We start from the raw sequence: 25,472 nt of genomic DNA, 5'->3' as shown, positions 1-25,472 counted from the left end.
GGAGCCGGGAACTGGAAGACCCCGGCGCCTGATGGGGCCCGTCACGCCGAAAGGCGGGGCGGGCTTCTTTGCCTGCGGGCCCGTTGACGTTCCGGAGGGCAGCTTAGCCGGCGGGTCGCTTTCCGGTTCCCGGGTCCAGGTCGGCCCGCGATCACCCGGACGCTGCAGTTCGTAACGAATGGTGGGCCTTATAGGGCGGCGCATTCCACGCACACCGGTCCGTGAGCCCCCCTCGTGGTCGAGTTGGATTTGGGGCCAGCCGAGGAAGCACTCGGTGCAGGTGAACTCATTGTCTTAGATCGGTAGGACCACGACGTCGAGTGCTTCGTCGACGAGGCAGGCGTCGAGTTCAAAGCTGTCGGCTGAGTCGCCGTCATAGAGGTCGGCCGCAAGGCCCGTGGCCTTCGTTGCACGAGCGTCGATCGAGACGACGTTGTCGCCGGCTTCGGGGATGTTGCTCGGCGCGTCGTCATCGGCACCCATCGGGATCTCCTCGGGTCCGGGGACATGGTCCGGCTGTCAGCCCGCCGCAACTCTAAGGGGCACGGTTCCCGTGTGAACCCCTGCCTGAGCGACTCAACGACGTGGTGTCGCTCGCGCTGGGTCGCAGAACTAAGAAGTACAGCCCGAGTTCTATGGAGGTGGCGGGGCAGAAGAGGATCTTCATCGCCGTGTGACCGCGGTCATGCCGACCGCTGCTCGGGGCGAGTGGGTCAGGCGGCCACTGTGTTTGCGACGCGGCTACGGAGGGCGATGAGGGCGTCTCGGAGTCGCGTTTTCATGGTGCCGACGGGGACTCCAGCTTGGAACGCAGCTTCCGTGTTGGTCAGGCCTTGAAAGTAGGTCAGTTCGAGGGCCTGTTGCTGGTTCGGGGTCAGGGTGCAGATCATTGCAGAGACTCGTTGATGTTCGAGGGTGATCTCGACGGTTCCTCGACGTCGTCGCGGGATGCCTCGAAGTCACGCACACCCACGGCGAGGTCGCGGTCGCGGCTCGATTGGGACGCGCGAACCCGGTCGATGGCCCGCCGGTGCGCCATCGTCAGAAGCCAGGACAGGGCTTTGCCCTTGGCGGGATCGAACCGGGACGCATGCTGCCACGCTTCCAGGTAGACGTCTTGGGTGACTTCCTAGGACTGTGCCGGGTCGATCAGAACCCGTCTCACGAGCCCGTGCAGGCGGGACGCGGTGCGCTCGTAAAACACGGTAGAGGCGTCATTGTTTCCCTCGGCGGTAAGGACGAGGAGATCGTCGTCGAATCGCTCCGTGTCGGGAGACGGTGCGGGGGCGATGCTCAAAGGGCCTCATCGGGCTGATGTTCGGTGGACACCCCAGTTGCACCCTCTCTTGACTGTAGGCGGTGACATGAACACGGGTGACCTCAGTCCGAGGGGCACGGGCCGCCCGTGAGGATTCTTCTGGCGAGCTGGCGGCTGGCTTCGTCCTTGAGATTTATTCACAGGCTTCTCCACAGCGGGAGACGGTTCTGGAGCAGTCGACCGTCGTGACGCGGCGAGAAACGGCAAGCACCGAAACCCGTACTGACCCCGTGACCCATTTCAGCCTCGAGACAGACGACTATCTCGAACAAGGCCGAGCTTTGAGCTCTGGGGCGCAAGGGGACGAGCGCCCCCGTCGCTGTGAGGTGAATGGAGCAGGCTTTTGTGACGAGCGTCTATCCCGTTAGCGCACCGCAGATCGTTTCCCGGTGGTGCCTGCCGACTCAGCGGTTCTATTCTCGCTACGAACCGCTTCTTAGCCGCCCCCTTCGCGACGAATGGAAAATGTGCCGAGCCGCTATGAGCGCGACGAGCATGTGCCTGCCGTCCGCATCGAGCACTACCGACCCCCCACACGGGACTACCCCCTGCTGCCCGGGAATCTGGAACGCGTACTGCACATGCCGCCGACCCTTGAAACACCCTCCCGCCTGAACCTCGCTGGCGACGACATCTCCTATCAGGAGCTGATCATCCGTTCCATGAAGCCCGTCGGAGGCGACGCCATCGAACAGCACGCAGAGAACCATGAGGCCGAACTCGGCTGATGACCGACTGACCCTCCTGCCGGAACGGGGGCGATCGGTCTCCTGCCCGCTGCCCGTCCTACCTTTCCGGTTCTGGCAGGGTGAGAGGCATGCCTGAAACGACACCGCCCGCCGACGAACTGATGAACGAGTTGTGGCTGCAGTCAGAGCACGCCATCCATTTGGCCCGCGCTGCCGAAGAGGCCGCCCAAGCGGTCGATCGGCTCGTCCGGACCGCGCTCGATGCCGGGGCTGAGTCGGATGTGGTCGCTGCTGCCGCGTTCATGGATGTGGAACTCATCCGCCGCATCGCTGGTGGCAGTACGACATCCGAGTACCTCCGGGAACGCGGCAACATCGACGCCGGCTCGGCGCCCGGTTCGCGGTGGGAAGAGCAGCCACCCCGATAACTGCCAACCCAACCCAGAGTCGACCGGTGGGGGACCATCCTGGTGAGCGAAGCAATAACGGGCCTGCTGACGCCGCGACTACGCGTCGAGCGTCAGACCAAGACCACGCGGAGAGACGCCTAGCTTGATAGCGCCCCTGGTACGTGGATCGGGCCGGGCGCTTGTCGTGCCCAGCCGCGGTACTTGATTGGATCCACCGAGACTGCTCCTATTCGGTTTAAAGCTCGTCTCCACTCTGGGGTCTCGAAACCCTAGGGTTGCAAGACGTCTCGTCTGTCGTTCGCTACTGTCATTTTCAGTACCCGTCTGCACGCATTTCAGCACTCGCCTGCACGCGCCCGGTTCATCGGCGTGATTACCGCGATCGCTAACAACAAGGGGGGCGTTGCAAAGACCGAAGTTACGGTCCAGCTCGCCGGCGCACTCGCTCGAATGGGGAAACGGATCCTCGTCGTGGATATGGATCCTCAAGCGAACGCCACGCGGCGCTTAGGCATCGAGTGGGATGCATCAGCGCCTATCCCGACGATGTCGGAAGTTCTGCGAGCTGATGCCGACGGCGCGGGCGCTGGTGCAGTCCTGGCCTGTGGGTGGGGGAGTCTTGAAGACCCCATTGCTGAGGCTGAGCTAATTGACGTCTTGCCGTCAAGATTCGACCTTATTAATCGAGAGACAGAGGCTGGAGTTGTCGGCGCCACGCGACGGTTGCGGCGGGCACTTTGTGGATGGACGGATGAGTACGACGCCATCCTCATCGACACTCGGCCTGATTTGGGCCACCTCGTTCAAATGAGTTTTGCTGCAGCTGACAACGTGGTGATTCCAACTGACCCCAATTACGACTCAACTGAGGGCGCCATTCGAGTCCGCGACTTCGTTGGCCGCCACGCGGTCGATCTGGTCAATCCTGGACTTTGCGTGGGGGGGAGTAGTGGTGACGCGGCGAAAGTCGACGAGTGAACACGATTTCCAACTCGAGGATTTGAAGAGCGAGTTTGGGGACCTTCTATGGAATCTTGGGGGAGTCGTCCGCCTGTCAGATGGAACGGAGATTCTTAATCCGCCGTATTTGCCGGAATGGTCTCGGTTTGCTGAAGCCGACGCTGCTGCAACCTCGCTCACGTCGTGGAATGACCGGAACAGTCGGAAGACCGTTGCCCTGTACGACGCACTCGCGAGTAAGTACGAACGTGCCTTCCTGGTGCCCGAGCGGACAGCCGCATGACTGCCCCGGTCCGCCGGCGCCGGGGAGGCGTCTCTGCGATACGGCTGGTAGCTGAACCAGAGGCAGTTAAGACAGGTGCCGATTCAGTTGAAGCGACGATGTCGCCTTCAGCCAGTGAGATGCCTGCACTTACGCCAGTAGTAAAGGCCGGTCAGCCCGCAGCTGCGCCTCAGGACGTTGTGGCTCAAGTTGAGAAGCCCATGCGGCCGCCCGAAGAGGATCGGGCCAAGGAGCAGACTTCGTTACAGCTCCGACGGGCCTTAAAGAGACGCGCGCAAACGGCTGTCCTTCGAACTGGCGGTTACGAGAACGGCTACCGATCCTTCGCTGCGTTGGTCGAGGGGGCGCTCGAGAGGGAACTTGAGCGGCTCCAGAACGAATTCAATGCAGGCCAGCCTTTCCCTGAGAACGAGGGCGGCTTCAGGATCGGGCGTCCCATGGGGTCTTGATCTGAGTGGAGCTTGTTCTCCCACTTCCACGTCTGACATTTGCCTCACCGAAAGCGCCATTACTGCGCTGACTTAGCCCAAGTCTGGATCGGCTATGGATGTATGGCTTCGTGGCGCCTTCATACGCCTGCGAGCAAAACATTTTCCCGCGATGCTCTATTAGACGATCGTATAATAGTTCTGCGCGGGCGAAGTCGCTCGCGCGTTCGGCTTGTCTTACGAAGGAGTGTTCAATGTCCGGAACTCAAATGGATGGCCGCGTTGCCATCGTGACCGGTAGCGGTCGCGGGCTCGGTCGATCGCACGCCCTGCTGCTCGGATCTCTCGGAGCGAAAGTCGTGGTCAATGACCTCGCCAGCGCTGATGAAGTGGTCGAGCTCATTCGCGCTGCCGGCGGCGACGCCGTCGCCGATAGCAGCGACATCTCGACACCCGAAGGTGCAGCCACCCTGGTAAAGGCAGCCGTCGACACCTACGGGTCTCTCGACACCGTCGTGAACAATGCGGGCGTCGGCCGCTTCACGACCATGGACGATGTGACGATCGAGGAGTACGAGCTCGTCCGAAGCTCGGGCCTGGACGGCACGTTCTACGTCACCCACGCAGCGTGGACGCACCTGAAAGCGAGCGGCCGTGGCCGTGTCGTCATCACGACCTCGGGCAATGGCCTGATCGGGGCACCGTCTTCGATCAGCTACTCCATCGCCAAGGCCGGCGTCTTTGGGCTGATGCGTGCCGCAGCGATCGACGGCGCGGAGTCGGGGATCCTCGTCAACTCCATCGGTCCGATGGCGGCGACTCCTATGTCCGTCAAGGTCGTCACCGAGGAAGTCGCCGCCCAGATGCAAGTGGATTACCCCACCGAACTCGTCTCGCCTATCGTGGCGGTTCTGGCGGGTGACGCATGCACCGTCACAGGTCACCATTTCGACGTTGGCGGAGGATGGCTCGCATCCAGTTTCGTCGGAACGACCCAGGGAATCTACGACCGCTCAATGACACCCGACAGCATCGTCGCCGACTGGTCAAAGATCCTCGACGAGGAGAACTACGTCGAGTTCCGTCAGGCCTCGGACACGATGGCTATGGTGCAAACTGCTAAAACAGGCGCATCGGTCTGAGTACGGGGAGGGAGCGCGGGAACGATGTCACAACCGGCTGACTACCGCGACCCACGCTCCCTCCGCTCGAGGGAACGCATCATCCGGGCATTACGCGCGGAGCTTCGCGCAGGACGCAGCCTCACGATCGCCGCCGTCACCGGTGAGGCGAAGGTCACTCGGCAAACCTTCTACAACAACTTCGACTCGCTCGAAGAGGCCGGCTGGTTCGCCCTGCTCGAGGACTTCAACACGCTTCTCGTCGATGACATTCAGACGAGGTGGAGCGGAGCGTCACCGGACTTCGTCGGCCTCGCGAGTCTGCGGAAGATTGTCGAGCTCCTGCGCGCAGAAAGCAGCCTGTCCCTTTTGGCCAACGGCTACCGGGACGAGGCCGGGCTCACCGGTCTTGCTGCGGTCATGCTCAGCGAGATCCGCCGCTTCCGGGCAGAGTTCGGTGACCCGGCCAGCCCCCTCGCCCAAGAAGAGGATCTCTACACGGCCACGGGCCTCTGCGGACTTTTGACGGTCGCTGCGACCGGGGACGCCTCGTCGACGTCCATCGCACGAGCTGCCTACGCGCTGCTCCCGGAATGGATGCGCCAGCCCCGCCTCTAGATCGCTCGTGTGCTCAACTGGAGACGGCCTGAAGTTGACCCATCATCTCGTCCGTGAGGGTCACGGAGCCGGCGGCCATGTTGGCCTCTAGGTGCTCGATCGACGAGGTGCCCGGGATGAGCAACGTGTTCGGGCTGTGACGAAGGAGCCATGCCAGCCCCACCTGCGCAGCGGTGACCCCCAGCTCTGCTGCGGTGGCTTGCACGGTGGGCTCGTCGGTGACCTTGCGTGCCCCGGCGAAGGCGCCTCCGAGCGGGAAGTACGGCACCCAGGCGATGCCCTCGGCCCGGCACAGCTCAACGAGCGCCTCGTCTACCCTGTCGGTGAGACTGTAAGCGTTCTGCACGCAGACGATGCCTGCCGGGATGGCCTGACAGAGGATGTCGGCGGTGACGGTGCTTAGTCCGATGGCGCCGATGAGTCCTTCGTCTCGCATGGCGACCATCTCGGCCAGCTGGTCATCCACATCCACGATCTGGTCGCTGGGTGCGCCCGTGAATCGTCCGACATCGAGGCGACGCAGGTTCACCACGGGAATGCAGTCGAGACCGAGCGCGTCGAGGTTCTGGAGGACGCTGGCTCGTAGTTGCTCGGGTCGTTGGGCGAGACGGATCGGATTCAGGCCGGGCGCGTCTGGGTCGCGACCTACCTTGCTCACGATTACGACGTCGTCTGTTGCTCCCAAGGCTTCACGGATGACCTCGTTGGAGAAGCCGGTGCCGTAGAACTGGGCGGTGTCGATATGGTCGACCCCCAGCTCCACCGCCCGGCGCACCACTTTGACGGCGGCCGCCCTGTCGCGGTGCAGTCGGTCAAGCTGCATGGCCCCGTACCCGACGCGCGTCACCGAGCGATGCCCGAGGACGGCCACCCCGCCTGGTCGAGGCGCAGCCGTCGAGTTGCCGGTCGATTCCGTCATTGTCATCCCCCGTGTATTCGGTTGTGGTGCGTGGTGTGAAGGCTTCGACCGCGACGGCGGTCGAGCGCCCTCATACCGGGAACGTGACGCCGGTGAGGTCTTCCGAGACGCTCCAGAGATGCGCTTGGAGCTTCTCGTCGTACGACTGCTTGCTGGATTTCGTGACGACGGGGTAGCCGCTCAGCTCCAGGAAGCCCTTCGGCCCGTAGTACTGCCCGCCCTTCGCAGTAGGGTCCGTGGCGGCGCGCAGCATGGGCAGGGCTCCCATCGCGGCCGACTGGCTCATCCGCGAAATGATGGGGGCGACGACCGGGTTCAGGTGCCGCTGAAGGTCCGTGTTCGCATTGCCGGGGTGTCCCGCGGTGACGATTGTGGACGTTCTGGCCTTTTCGAGTCGGCGCTCGAGTTCGTAAGCGAACAGCAGGTTGGCGAGCTTGGACTGCCCGTAGGCGCCGGCTGCGCTGTACTTGCGCTCCCACTCCAAGTCGTCGAAGTGGATCGATGCGTTCATCTTGTGCCCGTAGCTGCTGACGACGACGACGCGGGAATTCGGGGTCGCGAGAAGGTTGTCAAGCAGCAGCCCGGTCAGGGCGAAGTGGCCGAGGTGGTTGGTGCCGAACTGCAGCTCGAAACCGTCCTCGGTCACGGTCTTCGGAGGGAACATCAGGCCGGCGTTGTTGACCAGCAGGTCGATGTGCTCGAATTTCTGGTTCAGTTCTGCGGCAGCCTTCCGGATGGAAGCGAGCGATGCCAGATCGAGAGGCTGCAGCTCGACGACGGCACCGGGCGTGGCCTTGACGATCTTGTCGGCGGCCTGTCGCCCCTTGACCTGGTCGCGGACGGCGAGGACGACGCGTGCGCCGTGGGCGGCAAGGGCGGCGGCGGTTTCGTAACCGAGGCCGGAGTTGGCGCCCGTCACGATTGCGGTCTTTCCGGTCTGGTCAGGGATCTGGTCTGCAGTCCAGTTGGGCATGGCAACTCCTTGCTAGGATGAGTAAACGGGGCCATCGCCCCGGCTAGTGCCCACTATACGGAACGCACGCCCCGCTTTGTCAAGGGGTGCTGTGGATTGGAGGTCGACGTGTCGATCGAGACCACGAAGCCCCTCAGGGCGGATGCTGCGCGCAACCGCCAGCTCGTCCTCAAGGCCGCCCTCGACACCTTCGCCAGCGAGGGCCTCGGCGTCCCCCTCGACGAGATCGCACGCCGCGCGGGCGTGGGCGCGGGAACCATCTACCGCCACTTCCCAACAAAGGACGACCTCTTCCGAGCCGTCATCGGCTCGCTGCTCGCGGACATCGTCGCCGACGGCCGCGCCATGCTCCACGAGCCCGAGCCCGGAGAAGCCCTGTTCCGATTCCTGCGACTCCTGATCCTGCACTGGGGAGCCGACAACCAGGGCCTCGTCGATGCTTTTGCCACGGTGGGGCTTGACTGGGGCTCTGCCGGCCCCGTCGCCGAAGAAGAGTTCCTTGTCCTGCTCGGCGACCTTCTCCGTGCAGCACAAGACGCGGGGAACGCTCGCGCGGAGATCACACCGCTGGAGGTCAAGACCCTGATGATCGGATGCCAAGCGATGCAGGGCTACAACGCGGCCCTCGCTGAGTCGGTGACCGAAGTGGTCCTCAACGGGATGCGCCCGCGCTCGGCCTAGGCCCCTGCTTAGTACGGTCGGCACCTGGCGTTCGCCCGCGGGTGTGACGAAGGCCCCCGCTTCGGAAGTCATGTCATCTGGCACTTCCGCCGCGGGGGTCTCGCCTTTCTCGCTCGCACCCGACCGATCACAGGAGGGGGGATTCTGGAGTCAGTCAAGTGCGAGGTCTTTCGGCTGGGCTTTAGAGCCCGAGCAGCTGTTCCGCGTTCAGGTGGCTGACCTTCTCCTTCTCGAACGGACTGATCTCCAGCCCGTCGAAGAACGCCCGGCCCTGACTGTTCGGGCTGAACGGGTAGTCGACCGAGAACATGATCCGTTCGGCCCCCAAGACTTGGAGGGCGAGGAGGAACTGCGGCGAGGAGAACATTCCGCTGGTGGTGATCCAGAAGTTGGACCGGAACGTCTCTGCCACCGAGGGACCCGCGATGCCGTCGAACTTCATGGCTGGGCTCAGCCACTCGTCCGCTCGATCGATCATGTAGGGCACCATCTCCCCGAGGTGTCCGAGGATGATGTGCAGGTTCGGCAGGCTCTCAAAGATGCCGGCCGCGATCAGCCGGAGCGCGTGAAGCCCGGCCTCGGCGTGCCAACCCCAGGCGGCGGTGCTGAGCGCGTAGCCGACCGACGGGCCGAAGCCCGAGTAGAGCTCGTTACGGAGCGCTTCCGTGGGGAGTCCTGGATGCAGATACAGGGGCACGTTCAGCTCCGCGGCTTTCACCAGGAGCGGGAACAGCTCGGGGTCGTCAAGGAACTTCCCATCGGCCCGGCCGTTGAGCAAAGCGCCCTTGAAGCCGAGCTGTTTCACGGCCCGTTCCAGCTCCGTCACGGACGCGTCGACGTCGCCCACGGGCAGTGTGGCGAACGCGGCGAACCGATCCGGGTGCGCTGCGACTGCTTCCGCGGCCTGGTTATTAGCCGCCGTGGAGATGTCCACCTGTAAGGCGTGCGGGAGGGGTGCGAAGGTCGGCACGACGTGGCTGAGGACCTGCATGTCGATCCCGCTGGCGTCCATGTGTCGCAGCCTCGTGTCGGCCAGGTCGGTGAGTTCCCCTCCGGAGAGGTCGACTCCTCGCTGTCCGCCGAGGTTGATCCCGACGGTGTCGAGGAAGCGCTGTGAGACGAAATGCTCCTCGAGCGTGATGGTTCGCATGATGCGTGGTCCTAACTGGCGAAGCGGACGCTGAGGCCGCCGTCGACGTTCCAGGTGGCCCCGGTGACGAAACTCGCAGCGGGAGAGGCGAGGAACGCCACGACGGCGGAGACCTCTTCGGGTGTGCCGATGCGGCCGAGGGGATGGACCTCTTCCAGGCGCGCCCAGGCCGCTTTCGGGTCGGGGCGGGAGTTGTAGAGGTTCTCGATGGGTGGGGTGCGGATGTAGCCCGGCGAGACGGCGTTGACGCGGATGTGGTCCGCGGCAAGGTCCAGAGCCATCGAGCGGGTCAGGCCAAGGATCCCGGCCTTCGCTGCCGCGTAGGGGAACATCCCGGCGCGGGTGAGGGTGGCATGGATCGAGGAGATGTTGACGATCGCCCCACCGCCGAGCTCACGCATCTGCGGGACCGCGAACTTGGACATCAGCCACGACCCTTTCAGGTCGACGCCGAAGAACGCGTCCCAGTCCTTCTGCTCCAACTCGGCGACATCGGCGGAAGAACCGACGCCGGCGTTGTTGACCAGCACCGACACACGGCCCAGTTTGGCGGCGACCTCGGCGAGAGCCGATTCGACCTGCGCCTCGTCGGCGACGTCGGCCTGGACGTAAATGTGGTCCGGGCCGAGCTCCTGGGCGATGGGGTCGCCGGCGGCGGGGGAGCGGGTGCCGAGGATCGCGACCCGGTGGCCGGCGGCGGCAAGGTCGCGGGCGATTGCGAGCCCGATTCCCTGCGCGCCACCGGTCACGACGGCGGACCCGGTGGGGTCCGTCATGCTGCGGCCCCGGCTCGAAGCTCGGCGACGTCCAAGGGCGTCGCGGTGAACAGCGAGATGCTCATTCCTGTGGTGAGCGCATGCCATGCGGCCAGTTCCGGGGCGTCGTGCGCCACGGCGACGTGGGCGTTCAAGGTAGCGGCATCGCGCCACACCTCGACGCCGAGAAGGACACCGGGCCGGTCGTCGGCGAAGGACAGCTGGAAGTGCTCATTGCCCTCGAACTGCCTGGAGAACGCGTCGACGTCGGGCACGAGGGCCCGCATCTCGGCGTCTTTGTCGACCGGGTAGGTGTATTCCATGTGGGCGACGATCATCAGGCGCCGGCCGGGAAATCCGTCAGGGCAGCGGAGTCCTTCTGCGACTGCACGTCGGCGAGGCGGGCGGTCAGGGCGCCGGAGATGATGCCGAACGAGTCCGAGCCGAGGACGACGCGCTTCGGGGCAGGGTTCTGGTCGGCGCTGTCGATGATGGCGGCGGCGATCTTGGCGGGGTCGCCGACGGCGGGGGTGCCGCCGGTGGTGATCATGTTGCGGGCGAACGCTGCGGGAGTGGCGGCGTAGGCCTCGATCGCGGGGCCGAGCTTGGCCGAGCCGTTGCGGAACTCGGTGCGAGCTCCGCCGGGCTCGACGATGGTGACGCCGATGCCGAGGGGTGCGACCTCGATGCTGACGGCCTCAGCGAAGCCTTCGACGCCCCACTTGGTGGCGTGGTACATCGACCCGCCGGGCATGGCGGCCTGGCCACCGAAGGTGGACAGCTGGATGATGCGGCCGGCGCCCTGAGCACGGAGGTGCGGAAGCGCGGTGCGGATGATCTGGATGGAGCCGAGGAGGTTGGTGTCGATGGCGTGCTCGACCTGCTCGTCGGTGAGCTCTTCGGCGGCACCGAAGAGGCCGTAGCCGGCGTTGTTGACGATCACGTCGACCGTGCCGAGGTCGGTGAAGGCCTGGTCGACGACGGTGCGGATGTCGGCGGTGTGGGTGAGGTCGAGGGAGCCGACCCAGAAGTTCTCGCCGTACTTGTCGGTGAGGTCCTTGACGGAGTCGACGTTGCGGACGGTGCCGGCGACGCGGTCGCCGCGCTCGAGCAGCTGCTCGGTCATGGCACGGCCGAAGCCACTGTTTACTCCCGTGATGAACCAGGTGCGCTGAGGCATGTTGTTTCCCTTTTCTCGGATGACACTGTCTTGGATGAAGGCGGCGGCTCCGCCCTCTGGCCTAAGTGTTCGGCCGAACTGAGAAGTTAGCGATTGCCCTGGTTAGACCTGCCCTGACAGGGATACCCAGAGATCCCCTGAAGTGCTTACGGTTGCGCTATGACCTCGAATTTGATCGGCGACTACCTTCGCGCACGGCGCGAACAGGTCCGCCCCGAAGACGTAGGCCTGGTGGACAACGGCCGACGCCGCGTCAGGGGCCTTCGCCGTGACGAGCTGGCGATGCTCGCCGGCATCAGCACGGAGTACTACACCCGCCTTGAACAAGGCCGCGACCAGCACCCCTCGACCCAGGTGCTCGACGCCGTCTCTCGCGCTTTGAACCTGGATGAAGACGGCCGCACACACCTGTACCTGTTGGCGAGCCCGAAGCCTGGAAAGAGCCGCGTGGTGCGCCGCGCCGAGCGGGTGCGCCCGAGCGTGCAGCAGCTCCTCGACTCGTGGACCGACACGGCGGCGTACGTGCACGACCCGCTGCTGAACGTCGTCGCTTCCAACGCCCTGGCGCGTGCGCTGTCGCCGATGTTCGACCCCGGCGAGAACGTGCTGAAGTCGACGTTCCTTGACTCAGCGGTGCACGAGCTGCTGCCCGACTGGGAGACCAAGGTCGTGACGCTTGTGGCGGCACTTCGCGCGATGGTCGGCCCCGACGTCGAAGACGTCCGCCTCACCGAACTCGTGGGAGAGCTTTCGGTGAAGAGTCCCGTGTTCGCGCGGCTGTGGTCGCGGCACGACGTGCGCCCCCAGTCCGGCGACGGGCAGCACATCATGCAGCACGAAAGCGTCGGCGAGCTGAAACTCACCTACGACAAGTTCCAAGTCGGCGGGACCGAAGGCCAGACCCTCGTCATCTACCACGCCGACCCCGGCAGCGGCACCTCCCAGGCCCTCCGCTTGCTGTCGACTCTTGCCGCCGATGCCGAAGCACCGGCAGACCCGACCAGAAGCCCTGCCAGGGCTGAAGAGCAACCCAACTAGCGCACGCTCCGTCGCGCTGACGTCGTGCACCACGGGCTCGAGCTCGTGGTGCACGACAGATTTCGGCGCGCCATCAAAGCACTGCTCGAAGAGAGGCACACCTCATGGCCACCTGGCCAGCCGAACAATTCCAGGCGATCACCCGGCACCGCGAGATCCAGATCCAGCCCTTCGGCGGATCCGATGCCCCGGTGTCATCGACGACCACCTGGATGGTGGCCGTCGATGGAGCCTTGTACGCGCGGGCGTACCGAGGCCAGGGATCCCGTTGGTACCAACGCGCGTTGTCGCGAGGCCTCGGCCGGATCAGCGCCGGGGAGCAGCGCTACGACGTCTCGTTCATCCGAATGGACCAGTCGTTGAACAAGGAGATCGACAGCGCCTACCGAAAGAAATACCGATTCAGGTTGCATCTACGAACGACGCTGAGCGCCACGATGCAAGCTGCGACAGTTCGCATCGACCCTCGGTAGGAAGCCTCCTCGTCCCACGTTGCCGGACGGACAGTCTCGACAGCCCGCGCGAGCGCCGACTCGCATTCGAGCTGCCAGCACTCTGGGGTCGCCGGTGTCTTCGCGACCTCAGACCATGACGGTCATGCCGCCGTCGACCACCAGGTTGCTGCCCGTGATGTAGCCCGCTTCGTCCGAGAGCAGGAAGATCGCTGCACCGACGACATCGTTGGGCTCGCCGGCCCGCCGGACGAAGGTCTTCTCTGCCATCGACTCCAGGGGGTTCGGGCTGCTGCTCATGATCTCTGCAATCGGAGGCGATGCGATCAGGCCGGGAGTCAGGGTGTTGACGCGAATATGAGACGCGGCGCCTTCAGCGGCGAGTTGCCTGGTCAACGCCAGCACGGCGCCCTTGGTTGCGGAGTGTGCCGCCTGGGGTAGATCTCGTGAGCCGATGAGGCCTGCCTGAGAGGCGACGTTGAGGATCGCGCCGCCGCCGCGAGACACGAGGTGAGGCCACACGGCCTGCGTGCAGTGCCAGACAATGTCGAGCTCGTTGTGGATCGTGTAGTTGTAGTCCTCGACCGACATCACCGGGAACGGCACGAACCGCGGCGCACTGGCGTTGTTATAGAGCAGATCGATGCCACCGAACGCCTCGACAGCACTTGCCACCCACTCCTGAGCTCCCTCAGGCGTGGACAGGTCTACGGGTGCGAGGGACTTCATCGTGTAGCCGGCCGCCTCGACCAAGCGCACGGTCTCGTCCGCGTTCTCCTGACTCCGGCCGGAGCCGACTACCAGTGCTCCCTCCCGGGCGAACGCGAGGGCCGCAGCGCGGCCCAAGCCACCCCCGGTGCCCGAGATAAGAGCGACTTTTCCTTCCAACCGTTCAGACATGATGATGCCTTCCGTTCGCGAAACGGGGCGGTTGCCCCGTTTACCGAACTATACGGGTCGTGCGCCCCGTTTTGTCAAGGACGGGTTCTGCTAGGAGCCATCTGAAGGGATGGAGGCATGCATCGAACGGCCGCCCCACAAGGACACAGCAGGGCGTGCCGGGCTTCAGTTGCTTAGGTTCGGCGAAAGCCCTCGATGATGTACTCCACGAGGCGGTCGGCTTGGTCGCGCTGGGTCGGGCGTCCTGCCACGACCGCGATGCCGGCGAGGGCTGCCAGGACATCATCGGCTCGGGCATCCTGACGGATCTGCCCCGCAGTCTGCCCGGCTTCCAGGAGGGCGGTCACTGCGCCCGTGAGCCTGCCGATCGAGCCCACTCGCGAGTCGATGTCGTCGGTGAGCAGGGTCCGAATGGTCTCGGCCATGCCACTCTTCTGGCTCATGTAGTCGAGGTACCGGCCCATCCAGCGCCGTGTCGCCTCGAGCGCGGGGTACTTCTCGAGCAGGTTGTCGGCAGCGGAACAGAGGTGTTCCAACGAGTTGCTGTATGCCTCCTCGACCAGATCCTCGCGCGTGGGGAAGTGGCGAAAGAGCGTGGCGATGCCCACGCCCGCGTCACGGGCGATGCTCTTGAGGGTCGCATCCGGCCCATCCGTCGCGAAGGCCCGTGCTGCCGCCTCGAGGATCCGGTCGCGGTTGTGAATGCCGTCGGATCGCGGTGCGCGCCTGCGCTGCGAAGCATCCGCCATCGTCGGCCCCTGTCCTTCTCGTCGCGCTTGCTTAACGGAGTGGACTTCGTTTAAAGTCGCACTTACCGGAGTTTACTCCGCTTAGCGAAGCGATATGGAAGAAGCAGCGATGAAGGGCAGGATCCTGGGTGCGAGTGGCATCTCCGTGAGTGAGATCACCCTCGGTGCGATGATGTTCGGCGCCGTGGGCAACGACGACCACGACGACTCCATCGCGATCATTCGGACAGCACTCGACGCGGGAGTCAACCTGATCGACACCGCCGACGTCTATTCGGGTGGCGAATCAGAGGTGATCGTCGGGAAAGCACTCAGAGGCCGACGCGACGACGTCGTGATTGCGACGAAGTTCGGACTCCCCACGGGCGATGACGCGAACCAGCGGGGGGCATCCCCGCGATGGATCCGGCGGGCGGTCGAAAACAGCCTTCGTCGGCTCGACACCGAGTGGATCGACCTCTATCAACTCCACCGCCCGGACCACGCCACGGGAATCGACGAGACCCTGGCGACGCTGTCGGACCTCGTGCGCGAGGGGAAGGTCAGAGCCGTCGGGTCGTCGACCTTCCCGGCGGAACTGATCGTGGAGGCCCAGTGGGCCGCCGAGCGAGGCGGGCACCGGCGGTTCGTCAGCGAGCAGCCGCTCTACTCGGTCTTGACGAGGAGCATCGAGCGCGCCGTCCTTCCCACCGCGCGCCGACATGGGATGGGTGTGATCAGCTACAGCCCCCTGAACGCCGGTTGGCTCTCCGGGCGCAGCGACCCCGCAGGCTCGCATCGAGCGGGGAGTCGCCCGAGCATGTACGACCCGGCCGTTCCCGGCAATCAGGCGAAGGCGGAGGCGGTCAGGCAGTTGACCCTGCTGGCGACCGAAGCCGGTATTCCCCTGCCGCATCTCGCCCTGGCCTTCGTGCTGGCGCATCCCGCTCTTACTTCGGTGATCATCGGCCCACGAACTCACGACCAGCTCACGAGCCTGCTCGGTGCCGCGGACGTCATCCTCGCCCCCGACGTCCTCGACCGGATCGACGAGATCGTCGCGCCGGGCACCGACCTCAACCCCGACGACAACTACAACGCCACCCCACCCGACCTTCTCGACGCGGCGCTCCGCAGACACCTCAACTAGGCCCAGATGGCTGGAAGACGCGCGAAATGCTTCTGCCAGCCATCTCGTTGCGCCCTTGTCGTTTTCAGAACCCGTCTGCACGGATTTCAGCACTCGCCTAGCGCCGGAACGATCAGCGGTAGGGGAACGAACGGGAACTCTGAAGGCACTAAGGTCTGCCGTCAATCTCTTAGGGCGCATGGACTGGCTGCAGACCCTTGTACCTCTGGAGGTCGATGCGTCTAAAACTCGAGGATGCTCCGGCCCCTTAGGCTGCCCTCCTCAAGTCGCCGGTGTGACTCGGCCGCATCCACGGCAGGATAGCGACCAGCCACACGGAGCGAGATTTTCCCGTCACCCGCTAGGCGCGCTAGGCGCTCGATAACGTCATGGCGCCGGCTGGATTGCATGACGTAGGAACGGAAGACGGAGATCCCACGGCCGGGTTCGACGTCCGTCGGGAGGAAGAACGCAATCTGTCCGCCGTCTGTAACGGCATCGATGACCTGATCGGTCAGGATCGCCGGATCGGCGAGAGCATCGACACCAACACCTTCTGTTGCCACACGAACGCCGGCAGCAAAGTCCGCATCGCGGTCAAGGACGATGCTCGCTCCGAAGCCTTGCACGAGGTCCTTCTCGGCCGCCGACGCCGACGCGATGACGACTAGACCGCGTTGCGAGGCGAGTTCGACGAGGTAGCCGCCGACGGCACCGGTCGCACCGGTGACGGCTAGCGTGGCACCGGGTTTGAGGTTGAGGGCTTCGAGGGCGATCTCAGCCGTTAAGGCATTCGAGAGGAATGACGCCGCCTCGGGGAAAGTGAGTGTCGGAGGTTTGCGCGTCAGGGACTCGGACGGGAGGACGATCTGCTGGCTGTAGCCGCCGTGAGTTCCGTCGGGGACGATGAACCCAATGACGGGGTCGCCAACCTCGAGGTCAAACCCGGCGGGTTGGTCGGGTCCGATGGCGTCGATGGTCCCGGCGACGTCCATCCCGGGCACGACGGCTACCGGAATCGCTCCGTCTTTCCCAGCGAAGTGGCCGGCGCGGATGATCGTGTCGACAGGATTGACCGCTGCGGCACGTACCCGAATCCTGACCTCGCCGGGACCGACCTCGGGAAGCGGCAGCTCGATGGGGCGGAGAACCTCGGGTCCGCCGTAGTTGGTGAGGCCAATGGCTTTCACAAGTCGCCTTCCATGTGGGAGCTGACGGACGGTCGCGTTACTTGGCGTCGCCGATGACGGCGGCGAGCGGGGCGCCACCTTCGACGGTTCGGGCACGCTGAGCCGCACCGAACGGCCCATACGGGTACTGCCCGACGCGGGGAGCGCTGATCTCGTCGAGCCGGTTGCGGACGGCGGCGTCGAGATGCAGGTCGGCGGCGGCGAGGTTGTCGTGCAGTTGGTCGACGTTGCGGGCACCGATGATGGGCGCGACCAGGCCGGAGCGGTCGTGCAGCCAGCTCAGGGCGACGCGGGCGGGGCTTGCTCCGACCTCGTCGGCGGCTTTCACGACGGCGTCGACGATGTCCCAGGTGCGCGGGTCGGCAGCCCGGTAGCCGGCGGTGAACTGGTAGATGGGGTTGTCGGATCCAGCGCGGGTGCTGGAGGTGGGGTTGTCCTCTCGGCTGTATTTGCCGGTGAGGAACCCATCGGCCAACGGCGACCACGCGAGAAGACCCACGTGGTTGTAGGCGGCACCGGGGAAAACATCGGACTCGCTCTCGCGGGAGAGGAGGCTGTACTGCTGCTGCAGCGTCACCGGTGCCGCGACTCCAAGAGCCCGGGCGGTCGACACCATGAGCTGGAGCTGCCAGCCGGTGAAGTTTGAGATGCCCCAGGAGTGGATCTTCCCGGCGCTGATGGCGTCGCCGAGGAAGGCGACGGTCTCCTCGACCGGGGTGAGCGGGTCCCAGGCGTGCAATTGATACAGGTCAACGTTCTCGCGACCGAGGCGGCGAAGGGACTGGTTCAGTTGGCGGTCGAGGTGTCGGCGCGAATTGCCCTGGTCATTGGTACCGTCGCCCGCGGGGGAGCGGCCTTTGGTGGCGAGAACCACGGGTTCTGTGGTGTCCGCTGCTCGAGAGGCGAACCACTTGCCGAGGGTCTTCTCGGAGGCGCCGCCTCCGTAGACGTCGGCGGTGTCGATGAGGGTGCCGCCGGCTTCGACAAACGCGTCGAGGACGTTGAAGGAGTCGTCTTCGCTGGTCATGGTGCCGAAATCCATGGTGCCGAGCGCCATGGAGGAGACGATGGTGCCGGAGTTTCCGAGGGTGCGGTTTTGCATGTCATTTCCTTTCGGGAGTCTGTTTTGAGCCAACGCCTCCTGTGGGGCGACTGGGATGCCCTGTCAGGGCATCCCTCATGACGTGGGCCTGGTGTTTTCCGTCGCCGGGCGGATGAAGACGGCGGCGATCGCGGCGGCGAGGATGACAGTTCCGGCGACGATGAAGCTGGTTTGCATCCCGGCGACGAAGTGGGTGCGGTCGGCGATGAGGACGCCGAAGACGGCGATGGCGACCGCGCCACCGACCTGACGGAACGTGTTGAACACGGCGCTGGCCGTCCCCGAACGTTCGGCTGGGACGCTGGCGAGGACGACGGAGGTCACGGGAGGCATGGCCACGGACCCGCCGGCGCCGGTGAAGATCGAGCCGACGAGGATCGGCCAGGGCGATCCGAGAGGAGCCGTGAGGACCAGGATCACCAGCCCGGTAACCATGGTGAGCAGGCCGAAGACGACCGGGACACGGGCGCCGTACCGGTTGGCGAGGGTGCCGCTGATGATGTTGCCGGTGACAGCGAATGCGGCGGACGGTAGGAAGACGAGCCCGGCGAGAAGGGGTGTCATGCCGAGGTGTTGCTGCAGGTAGAGGCTGTTGACGAACACGGTGCCGAAGTTGCCCACCATGAAGGCGAAACCGACCAGCAGGGCAATGCGCATGCCTCGCGGGCGGAACAGCGGCAGCGGCATCATGGGATGCCGTATCCGGCCCTGGATCACTAGAAACACGACCAGTCCTGCGGCGCCGACGATGAACGCGCCGATGACTAGTGGGGAGCCAAAGCCGAGGGAGCCTCCTTCGATGAGGCCGAAGACGAGACCTCCGAGGGTGGCGAGGGCGGCGATCTGGCCACCCCAATCGAATGGTGTGGGTCGGGCGGCAGATTTCTGCACCGAGCGGAGGAGGACGAGCATGACGACGCAGACGGGCAGATTGATCGCAAAGACGAGTCGCCAGTCGAGAGTGGTCAAGGCGCCGCCCAGGACCGGCCCGACGGCTCCAGCGACGGCGCCGCCGACGGCCCAGATCCCGAGGGCGTGAGCGCGCTCCTTCGCATCCTGGTAGGCCTCCCGGATGAGGGCCATCGATGCCGGAAGCATGATCGCAGCCGCCGAACCCTGGACGACGCGGGCCGCGATCAGGACACCGAGTGACGGTGCGACGGCGCAGCCGATGGAGGCGACCAGAAACCCGGCGATACCCCAGCCAAGGGCTTTCTTCGCCCCGATGCGGTCGGACAGGTTCCCGGCAAAGAGCAGCAGCGAGGCGAACATGAGCGTGTACGCGTCGATGACCCATTGAAGGCCCGATGTGCTGCCGCCGAGGTCCCGGCCGATCCTGGTCAGCGCCACGTTGACGATGAGGATGTCGAGGGTGATGAGGAAGAACCCGAGCGAGGCCAGCGCCAGGGTGCGGCCCGCGCGCGTCGTCGCGGTCGTCGTCGATGTCATGCCGCCAGCATGACCCGTGCGACGAGCGGGAGGGGTGCCCTGACGAAAGGTGTACTGGTAGGGCATCCCAGACACCGGATCACGCTCGTACGCTCGGGGCATGGACAATTCCGAAGAGGTGCGCGAGTTCCTCACGAGCCGCAGGGCGAACGTGACACCCGCACAGGTGGAGCTGCCGAGCGGCCCGAACCGGCGCGTGCCGGGTCTTCGTCGCACGGAGGTCGCCATGCTCGCCGGAGTCAGCGTCGAGTATTACTCCCGCCTCGAGCGCGGCAGCCTCGCCGGCGCATCCGATGGTGTCCTGCACGCCCTCGCACAAGCGCTGCTCCTGAACGATGACGAGAGATCGCACCTTCTTGACCTGGCCAAGGCAGCAAATGCGTCGCCGATCCCCTCCAAGCGCCGCAGCACGAAAGTGCAGAACGTGCGCCCGAGCCTGCAGTTCATTCTCGACGCCATTACCGGCGGACCCGCATTCGTCCGAAACGGCCGGCTCGACATCCTCGCCTCCAACGCGCTGGGCAAAGCCGTCTACGCGGACCTCTACGAAAGTAAAGAAGCAACCCTTCCAGGTAAGCCGATGAATCTTGCCCGGTACTGCTTCCTGGAGCCAGAACGAGCCGACCGCTTCTACCCCGACTGGGGAATCGCTGCCGACCAGACCGTCGCGATCTTGCGAACCGAGGCCGGCCGGGATCCCTACGACAAAGACCTCCAGGACCTCATCGGCGAGCTGTCGACCCGCAGCGAAGCGTTCCGAGCCCGCTGGGGCATCCATGATGTTCGCCGTCACGCCAGCGGGATGAAGCACTTCATCCACCCGATCGTCGGTCCCCTCGACATGATCTTCGAGGGAACCGACCTGGTGGCTGACCCTGGCCTGAACCTGATGATCTACACAGCCGAGCCGGGTACCCCCACCGCCGAAGCACTGAGCCTGCTCGCGTCCTGGACCGCCACCCCCGCCTCCTCGAAGGCGCCCTCGGCCGAGACACTTACCAAGGAGAACGACTGATGGAACGATTGATCAAACCGCCGACGTCAAAGAACCCGCCGACGCAGTTCACCGGTGACGTCTGGGTCGACGGCATCGCCCGCCCCCAGGACGACGGCCAACGTGCCAGCGCGGCAAAGGTCCGCTTCTCCCCGGGGGCCCGCACCAACTGGCACTCCCACGCTCTCGGCCAGACCCTCTACGTCACGGAGGGTGTCGGACTGGTGCAGAACCGCGGCGGCGAGATCCTCGAGATCCGCCCGGGCGACAGCATCTACACCCTGCCGGGCGAAGAGCACTGGCACGGCGCCACCCCGGACGACTTCATGGAGCACCTCGCGGTGATGGACATCCCCGACGACCCCTCCACCGCGACGACGTGGCTGGAGCCCGTCACCGACGAGCAGTACCACCGCCCCTAAGTTTTCCCTGATCTTCAGCACCGCAGCGAAGCGGACCCGGTGCCACGTGTGCCGAGGTCCGCTTCCTTTGTTGCGCCCGAATACGGGCCATCCCCCTCGTGAAAGGAACATCTCCATGCGTGGAGCAGTCATCAACGCCCCCGGCGACGTTGAGGTCATCGACCGCGACAAACCGACCATCCAAAACCCCACCGACGCCCTCATCAAGGTCGTGGCCGCCTGCGTCTGCGGCTCAGACATGTGGCCATGGCGCGGCGTCGAGAAGATGCCGCACGCCACCCCGATGGGTCACGAGTACGTCGGCATCGTCGACGAGATCGGCTCCGACGTCACGAATATCAAGGTCGGCCAGTTCGTCGTCGGCTCGTTCATGTTCTCTGACAACACCTGCGAGATCTGCGAGTCGGGCTACCAGTCAAACTGCATTCACGGCGGCTACATCGGTATGAACGGTGCCCAGTCCGAGTATCTCCTCGTGCCCCAGGCCGACGGCACCCTCGTCGCCACGCCGGAGATGCCGGCTGCGGACAAGATCCCCTCGCTCCTGGCCGCTTCCGACGTTCTCGGCACCGGCTGGTTCGGTGCCAAGGCCGCGGAGGTCGGCCCCGGCAAGACTGTCGTCGTGGTCGGCGACGGCGCCGTCGGGCTTCTCGCGGTGCTCGCCGCCAAACAGCTTGGCGCGGAGCGGATCATCGCGATGAGCCGCCATGAGTCCCGCCAGAACCTCGCCCGCGAGTTCGGCGCCACGGACATCGTCGAAGAACGCGGAAACGAAGGCGTGGCGAAAATCAAGGAGATGACCGACGGTCTCGGGGCGCACTCCGTCATCGAGGCGGTCGGCACGCAGGAGTCGATGATGCAGGCCATCCAGTCGGCCCGCCCCGGCGGTCACGTCGGCTACGTGGGTGTCTCCCACGACGTCAGCCTCCCCGGCGACGTGCTCTTCCCCTCGCATGTGCACCTGCACGGCGGACCCGCCCCCGTCCGCCAGTACCTGCCCGAGCTGATCGACCTCATCTGGACCGACAAGATCAACCCGGGTCGCGTCTTCGACTTCGAAGTCGGCATCGAGGACATCACCGAGGGCTATGAGGCCATGGACGAACGCCGCGCCATCAAGGCCATCGTCCGCTTCTAAACACCCATGAACCGGCTCTCCGCGCAGTATGTCCCAGCCGGTCAAGAGCCACCTCGTCAGAAAGCGACACCATGAGCAGCTGGAACCCCGACACCATCCGTGCCATCGCCGGAAGCGACGATCTGCACATCTCCCCGTTCCGTGCCGACGGCACCACCTACGGCACGCCCACCTGGATCTGGTCCGTCGTCGTCGGCGACAACCTCTACGTCCGTGCGTACAACGGCACCAACGGGCGCTGGTACCAGTCCGCCATCGAGCAGAAAGCCGGCAGGATCCGCGCCGCCGGGCAGACCCACGAAGTGCTGTTCGAACAGGCCGACCCGGCTGTGAATGACGCCGTCGACGCGGCGTACGAGGCCAAGTACAAGGGCAGCCAGTACCTGCCACCGATGGTCACCGCCAAAACCCAGGCCGCAACGGTCAAGATCAGCCCGCGCCCATGAGCACCACGGCCGCATCATCTACGTCGACCGGCACGACGGGACGGCTGCCGTTCGTGGTCCCGCTCCTCGCGGTCGGCACGTTCCTCATGTGCACCAGCGAGTTCATCGTCGCCGGGCTCCTCCAGCAGATCTCGACGGGCCTCTCCGTCAGCGTCTCCCAGGTGGGCTTGCTCATCACCGCGTTCGCGATCGGAATGGTCGTCGGCGCACCGGTCATGGCCGTCGCGACCCTCCGACTGCCGCGCCGGGCAACGCTTGTCCTCGCGTTGCTGGTCTTTGCGCTCGGGCATGTCGTCGCCGCCCTCAGCGGCAGCTTCGCCATCGTCCTCGGCGCCCGCGTCCTCACGGCAGTCGCGACCGGCGCGTTCTGGTCGGTGGCATCCGTAGTCGCAACCACCGCCGCAGGCCCTGCCCGAAGCTCACGCGCATTGGGCGTCATGATGAGCGGCGTCGGCCTTGCCACCGTCGCCGGTGTTCCACTCGGCTCCTTCGCCGGGCAACTCCTCGGCTGGCGCGGTACCTTCTGGGGACTCGCTGTCCTCGCCGGGATTGCGGCGGTCGTCATCCGCCGATTCGCCCCTGCCGACGAACAACGTCCACCCCAGTCGGCCCGGTCCGAGATCTCCGCCCTGGCAAGCGGCCGCACCTGGCTCCTGGTCGCGGGCACGGTCCTCGTCACCGGTGCCTACATGGGCGCTTTCAGCTACATCTCACCCCTTCTGACCCGCCGCACCGGCCTGCCCGAATGGGCGGTCCCCCTGGTGCTCGTCTGCTTCGGTATTGGGTCCCTCATCGGAACCAACGTCGCCGGCCGTCTCGCCGATCGACGCCCACTACGCACATTCCTCACCGCGACCATCGGCGTCGGCATCGTCTTGGCCCTCCTGCTCCCGCTGTCAGCCCTCCCGGTACCGACGGTCGTTCTCGTCGTCTTGCTCGGCGTCGTCGGAATGGCGGTGCCGCCGGTCGCGACCGGCCTTGCTGTCCGCTTCGCTCCGTCGGCACCAACACTCGCAGCAGCTCTCGCCGTCGCCGCATTCAACGCCGGAACCGCCATCGCCTCCTGGATCGAAAGCGACGCGCTCAGCGGGCCGTTGGGCGTGACCGCCCCCGAGACCATCGGCATCGTGATGGTGGTCCTCGGAGCTATCCCGCTCACGATCCTCGCCGTACGACACACGACCAGCCCCGCCGAATAGGAGCACCACATGAGCACCCGCGCCAACGCCCTCACCGAGTTCCGCACCCTCTTCCCAGGCGGCGAATCCTCACTGGCGACCACCGACCCGGACTTCTGGGCTTTCTACAGCGACTTCGCCTTCGGCGAGACCCTGTCCCACTCCTCTCTCAGCAGGCACGACCGGCTGATCTACCAGCTCGCCGCGACTATCGCCATTGGCGCGCTCACCGAATTCAGAGCGTTGCTCGGCGCCGGCCTCACGAACGGGGTCACTCCTGTCGAGGTCAAGGAGCTGACCTACCAGGCCGTCGCCTATGTCGGCGTGGCCCGCGGCATCGACTTCATCTTCGCCACCAACGAGGAATTTGAGTCGCGCGGCATCGCGGTCCCGGTCGCGGCGCAGAGCACCACGGAACCCGCAACTCGCCTCACCCAAGGCCTCGCCACCCAGAAGCGGCTCGTCGGCGACGAAGCCGTCGACGGGATGCACGCCAACGCTCCGGCCGACGCCCGGCACTTCCAGGAGTTCCTCTCCGGCAACTGCTTCGGCGACTACTACACCCGCTCAGGTTTCGACCTGAAGCAGCGCGAACTGATCACCTTTGCTCTCCTCGTCGCCCTCGGCGGTGCCGACAATCAGGTGCGAGGCCACGTCGCCATGAACCTCAACGCTGGCAACACCCGCTCCGACCTGCTCGACGTGCTGACGGTCCTCGTGCCGTACATCGGCTACCCTCGCACCCTCAACGGCCTCGCACAGGTCAACGACGGTGCACCCGCCACGGCTTGACCGCCCGTTCCACCTCAACGACGAAGGACATCATGAAGACACGCACCCTCGGACCGAACGGACTCACCGTCTCCGCTATTGGACTCGGCTGCATGAGCATGACCGGCGGGTACAGCGGCAACCCTGACGGCACCGAGATGATCTCGCTGCTCCGCTCCGCCATCGATCTCGGCGTCACCTTTTTCGACACCGCCGAGACGTATGGGCCGCACCGGAACGAAGAACTCCTCGGCGAAGCACTAGCCGGACGCTTCAACGAAGTCGTCGTCGCGACAAAATTCGCGAACCACATCGACCCCGGCACCCACAAGGCCACGGGTCGCCTCCTCCGACCCGACGAGGTTGCCGGCGCCGTCGACGGCTCCCTGTCCCGCCTGGGCGTCGACGCCATCGACCTCTACTACCAGCACCGCGTCAACCCGGACTACCCCATCGAAGAGTTCGCGGGAGCGGTCCGCGACCTCATCGCCGCGGGGAAGGTCAAGAACTACGGCATATCGGAAGCCGCAGCCGACACCATCCGTCGCGCCCACGCCGTCCAACCCGTCACGGCCATCCAGAGCGAGTACTCCCTCTGGTGGCGGCGACCCGAAGAATGCGTGCTCGACGTCTGCCGAGACCTCGGTATCGGGTTCGTGCCCTTCAGCCCCCTCGGCAAGGGCTTCCTCACCGGGACCATCGACACCACCACGGCGTTCGAAGAGGGCAACGACCTCCGAGCGAGCATTCCACGATTCGAAGCCGATGCGCTCGCCCAAAACGCAGCTCTCGTAGATGGCGTGAAAGCCATCGCGGCAGAGAAGAGCGTCACGGCGGGGCAGATCGCGCTCGCGTGGCTTCTCAACCGCCAGCCGTGGATTGTTCCCATCCCGGGCACCACGAAACTGCACCGGGTCGAAGAGAACATCGCTCCGGCCGACATCGAGCTGACCGAGGACGAAGCTTCCCGCCTCACGGCCATGTCTGACTCCATCGAGATTATCGGGGGCCGTTACCCCGACTTCCTCGAAGCACAAACGAACCTCTGAT

Annotated in this window: 30 protein-coding genes; 16 read left to right on the top strand and 14 right to left on the bottom strand. The window is 65.3% G+C overall.

From position 1 onward, the window contains the following. Positions 1 to 294: 294 nt before the first annotated feature. The 3 genes from ABEA39_RS15470 to ABEA39_RS15460 all read right to left on the bottom strand — a co-directional run bounded on the left by ABEA39_RS15470 (position 295) and on the right by ABEA39_RS15460 (position 1,108). Positions 295 to 483 carry a hypothetical protein gene (locus ABEA39_RS15470; RefSeq protein ID WP_345376852.1) on the bottom strand — a complete coding sequence of 63 codons (189 nt, stop codon included), beginning with the start codon at positions 481 to 483 and terminating at the stop codon, positions 295 to 297. A gap of 230 nt (positions 484 to 713) precedes the next feature. Further along, the gene (locus ABEA39_RS15465; protein ID WP_345376851.1) at positions 714 to 890 is read right to left on the bottom strand and encodes a sigma factor-like helix-turn-helix DNA-binding protein; all 177 of its coding nucleotides are present in this window, start codon (positions 888 to 890) and stop codon (positions 714 to 716) included. Continuing rightward, positions 887 to 1,108, bottom strand: a complete 222-nt coding sequence (locus ABEA39_RS15460) for a sigma factor (RefSeq protein ID WP_345376854.1) — start codon at positions 1,106 to 1,108, stop codon at positions 887 to 889. The genes ABEA39_RS15465 and ABEA39_RS15460 overlap by 4 nt, the downstream gene beginning before the upstream one ends. A gap of 677 nt (positions 1,109 to 1,785) precedes the next feature. Between ABEA39_RS15460 and ABEA39_RS15455 the strand changes: the two genes are divergently transcribed. The 5 genes from ABEA39_RS15455 (at position 1,786) to ABEA39_RS15435 (ending at position 5,827) form a co-directional block, all read left to right on the top strand. After that, positions 1,786 to 2,046, top strand: coding sequence for a hypothetical protein (locus ABEA39_RS15455; RefSeq protein ID WP_345376850.1), 261 nt, complete (start codon positions 1,786 to 1,788; stop codon positions 2,044 to 2,046). A gap of 89 nt (positions 2,047 to 2,135) precedes the next feature. Then, entirely contained in the window at positions 2,136 to 2,435 is a 300-nt protein-coding gene (locus tag ABEA39_RS15450) for a hypothetical protein (protein WP_345376849.1), read from the top strand. A 351-nt stretch (positions 2,436 to 2,786) separates the two neighbouring features. After that, a complete protein-coding gene (locus ABEA39_RS15445) occupies positions 2,787 to 3,395 on the top strand; it encodes a ParA family protein (RefSeq protein WP_345376848.1) in 609 nt (202 codons plus the stop codon). A gap of 947 nt (positions 3,396 to 4,342) precedes the next feature. Beyond that, on the top strand, positions 4,343 to 5,230 hold the full coding sequence (locus tag ABEA39_RS15440) for an SDR family NAD(P)-dependent oxidoreductase (RefSeq protein WP_345376847.1): 888 nt from the start codon (positions 4,343 to 4,345) through the stop codon (positions 5,228 to 5,230). A gap of 24 nt (positions 5,231 to 5,254) precedes the next feature. After that, positions 5,255 to 5,827, top strand: a complete 573-nt coding sequence (locus ABEA39_RS15435; RefSeq protein WP_345376846.1) for a TetR/AcrR family transcriptional regulator — start codon at positions 5,255 to 5,257, stop codon at positions 5,825 to 5,827. Between the two features lie 13 nt (positions 5,828 to 5,840). On the opposite strand, the gene ABEA39_RS15430 is transcribed toward ABEA39_RS15435, so the two are convergent. Both ABEA39_RS15430 and ABEA39_RS15425 read right to left on the bottom strand, forming a co-directional pair. After that, a complete protein-coding gene (locus tag ABEA39_RS15430) occupies positions 5,841 to 6,698 on the bottom strand; it encodes an aldo/keto reductase (protein WP_345376845.1) in 858 nt (285 codons plus the stop codon). 118 nt (positions 6,699 to 6,816) lie between these two features. Next, positions 6,817 to 7,719 carry an oxidoreductase gene (locus ABEA39_RS15425; RefSeq protein WP_345376844.1) on the bottom strand — a complete coding sequence of 301 codons (903 nt, stop codon included), beginning with the start codon at positions 7,717 to 7,719 and terminating at the stop codon, positions 6,817 to 6,819. Positions 7,720 to 7,827: 108 nt separating this feature from the next. On the opposite strand from ABEA39_RS15425, the gene ABEA39_RS15420 reads away from it, so the two are divergent. Further along, entirely contained in the window at positions 7,828 to 8,400 is a 573-nt protein-coding gene (locus tag ABEA39_RS15420; RefSeq protein ID WP_345376842.1) for a TetR/AcrR family transcriptional regulator, read from the top strand. A 181-nt stretch (positions 8,401 to 8,581) separates the two neighbouring features. Here the strand turns inward: ABEA39_RS15420 and ABEA39_RS15415 are convergent, their stop codons facing one another. From ABEA39_RS15415 to ABEA39_RS15400, 4 genes are read right to left on the bottom strand one after another with little or no spacing between them, the layout of a single operon-like run. After that, a complete protein-coding gene (locus ABEA39_RS15415) occupies positions 8,582 to 9,550 on the bottom strand; it encodes an amidohydrolase family protein (protein WP_345376840.1) in 969 nt (322 codons plus the stop codon). A gap of 11 nt (positions 9,551 to 9,561) precedes the next feature. Beyond that, positions 9,562 to 10,326 carry an SDR family NAD(P)-dependent oxidoreductase gene (locus tag ABEA39_RS15410; RefSeq protein ID WP_345376838.1) on the bottom strand — a complete coding sequence of 255 codons (765 nt, stop codon included), beginning with the start codon at positions 10,324 to 10,326 and terminating at the stop codon, positions 9,562 to 9,564. After that, positions 10,323 to 10,643 carry a putative quinol monooxygenase gene (locus ABEA39_RS15405; RefSeq protein WP_345376837.1) on the bottom strand — a complete coding sequence of 107 codons (321 nt, stop codon included), beginning with the start codon at positions 10,641 to 10,643 and terminating at the stop codon, positions 10,323 to 10,325. The genes ABEA39_RS15410 and ABEA39_RS15405 overlap by 4 nt, the downstream gene beginning before the upstream one ends. Continuing rightward, on the bottom strand, positions 10,643 to 11,485 hold the full coding sequence (locus ABEA39_RS15400; protein WP_345376835.1) for an SDR family oxidoreductase: 843 nt from the start codon (positions 11,483 to 11,485) through the stop codon (positions 10,643 to 10,645). Before ABEA39_RS15400 ends, ABEA39_RS15405 begins: the two co-directional genes overlap by 1 nt. Before the next feature lie 171 nt (positions 11,486 to 11,656). On the opposite strand from ABEA39_RS15400, the gene ABEA39_RS15395 reads away from it, so the two are divergent. Continuing rightward, positions 11,657 to 12,523: a helix-turn-helix transcriptional regulator gene (locus tag ABEA39_RS15395; RefSeq protein ID WP_345376833.1), complete on the top strand. Its 867-nt coding sequence runs from the start codon at positions 11,657 to 11,659 to the stop codon at positions 12,521 to 12,523. Positions 12,524 to 12,627: 104 nt separating this feature from the next. Next, positions 12,628 to 12,996 (top strand): DUF2255 family protein, encoded by a 369-nt coding sequence (locus ABEA39_RS15390; protein WP_345376831.1) that lies wholly within the window; start codon positions 12,628 to 12,630, stop codon positions 12,994 to 12,996. A gap of 108 nt (positions 12,997 to 13,104) precedes the next feature. On the opposite strand, the gene ABEA39_RS15385 is transcribed toward ABEA39_RS15390, so the two are convergent. After that, positions 13,105 to 13,875, bottom strand: a complete 771-nt coding sequence (locus ABEA39_RS15385) for an SDR family NAD(P)-dependent oxidoreductase (RefSeq protein WP_345376829.1) — start codon at positions 13,873 to 13,875, stop codon at positions 13,105 to 13,107. A gap of 173 nt (positions 13,876 to 14,048) precedes the next feature. After that, the gene (locus ABEA39_RS15380) at positions 14,049 to 14,624 is read right to left on the bottom strand and encodes a TetR/AcrR family transcriptional regulator (protein WP_345376828.1); all 576 of its coding nucleotides are present in this window, start codon (positions 14,622 to 14,624) and stop codon (positions 14,049 to 14,051) included. A gap of 94 nt (positions 14,625 to 14,718) precedes the next feature. On the opposite strand from ABEA39_RS15380, the gene ABEA39_RS15375 reads away from it, so the two are divergent. Then, positions 14,719 to 15,753: an aldo/keto reductase gene (locus ABEA39_RS15375; RefSeq protein ID WP_345376827.1), complete on the top strand. Its 1,035-nt coding sequence runs from the start codon at positions 14,719 to 14,721 to the stop codon at positions 15,751 to 15,753. A 221-nt stretch (positions 15,754 to 15,974) separates the two neighbouring features. Here the strand turns inward: ABEA39_RS15375 and ABEA39_RS15370 are convergent, their stop codons facing one another. The 3 genes from ABEA39_RS15370 to ABEA39_RS15360 all read right to left on the bottom strand — a co-directional run bounded on the left by ABEA39_RS15370 (position 15,975) and on the right by ABEA39_RS15360 (position 19,473). Beyond that, positions 15,975 to 16,922: a quinone oxidoreductase family protein gene (locus ABEA39_RS15370; protein WP_345376826.1), complete on the bottom strand. Its 948-nt coding sequence runs from the start codon at positions 16,920 to 16,922 to the stop codon at positions 15,975 to 15,977. Positions 16,923 to 16,959: 37 nt separating this feature from the next. Continuing rightward, positions 16,960 to 18,024: an aldo/keto reductase gene (locus tag ABEA39_RS15365; RefSeq protein ID WP_345376825.1), complete on the bottom strand. Its 1,065-nt coding sequence runs from the start codon at positions 18,022 to 18,024 to the stop codon at positions 16,960 to 16,962. A gap of 75 nt (positions 18,025 to 18,099) precedes the next feature. Continuing rightward, positions 18,100 to 19,473 (bottom strand): MFS transporter, encoded by a 1,374-nt coding sequence (locus ABEA39_RS15360; RefSeq protein WP_345376824.1) that lies wholly within the window; start codon positions 19,471 to 19,473, stop codon positions 18,100 to 18,102. A 100-nt stretch (positions 19,474 to 19,573) separates the two neighbouring features. Between ABEA39_RS15360 and ABEA39_RS15355 the strand changes: the two genes are divergently transcribed. The 7 genes from ABEA39_RS15355 (at position 19,574) to ABEA39_RS15325 (ending at position 25,471) form a co-directional block, all read left to right on the top strand. After that, complete coding sequence (locus tag ABEA39_RS15355) at positions 19,574 to 20,488, top strand: helix-turn-helix domain-containing protein (RefSeq protein WP_345376823.1); 915 nt, start codon at positions 19,574 to 19,576, stop codon at positions 20,486 to 20,488. Beyond that, the gene (locus ABEA39_RS15350) at positions 20,488 to 20,889 is read left to right on the top strand and encodes a (R)-mandelonitrile lyase (protein ID WP_345376822.1); all 402 of its coding nucleotides are present in this window, start codon (positions 20,488 to 20,490) and stop codon (positions 20,887 to 20,889) included. Before ABEA39_RS15355 ends, ABEA39_RS15350 begins: the two co-directional genes overlap by 1 nt. Before the next feature lie 115 nt (positions 20,890 to 21,004). Continuing rightward, entirely contained in the window at positions 21,005 to 22,027 is a 1,023-nt protein-coding gene (locus tag ABEA39_RS15345) for a zinc-dependent alcohol dehydrogenase family protein (RefSeq protein WP_345376821.1), read from the top strand. A 71-nt stretch (positions 22,028 to 22,098) separates the two neighbouring features. Further along, complete coding sequence (locus tag ABEA39_RS15340; RefSeq protein ID WP_345376820.1) at positions 22,099 to 22,473, top strand: DUF2255 family protein; 375 nt, start codon at positions 22,099 to 22,101, stop codon at positions 22,471 to 22,473. Continuing rightward, a complete protein-coding gene (locus ABEA39_RS15335) occupies positions 22,470 to 23,672 on the top strand; it encodes an MFS transporter (RefSeq protein ID WP_345376819.1) in 1,203 nt (400 codons plus the stop codon). Before ABEA39_RS15340 ends, ABEA39_RS15335 begins: the two co-directional genes overlap by 4 nt. Before the next feature lie 9 nt (positions 23,673 to 23,681). Then, entirely contained in the window at positions 23,682 to 24,443 is a 762-nt protein-coding gene (locus tag ABEA39_RS15330) for a carboxymuconolactone decarboxylase family protein (RefSeq protein ID WP_345376818.1), read from the top strand. 32 nt (positions 24,444 to 24,475) lie between these two features. Then, positions 24,476 to 25,471 carry an aldo/keto reductase gene (locus tag ABEA39_RS15325; protein WP_345376817.1) on the top strand — a complete coding sequence of 332 codons (996 nt, stop codon included), beginning with the start codon at positions 24,476 to 24,478 and terminating at the stop codon, positions 25,469 to 25,471. Position 25,472: the final 1 nt, after the last annotated feature.

This window comes from Frondihabitans cladoniiphilus (assembly GCF_039544345.1).
Lineage (GTDB): Bacteria > Actinomycetota > Actinomycetes > Actinomycetales > Microbacteriaceae > Frondihabitans > Frondihabitans cladoniiphilus.
The sequence above is the reverse complement of the archived record's forward strand: the minus strand, read 5'-3'. Positions and strand labels throughout refer to the sequence as shown.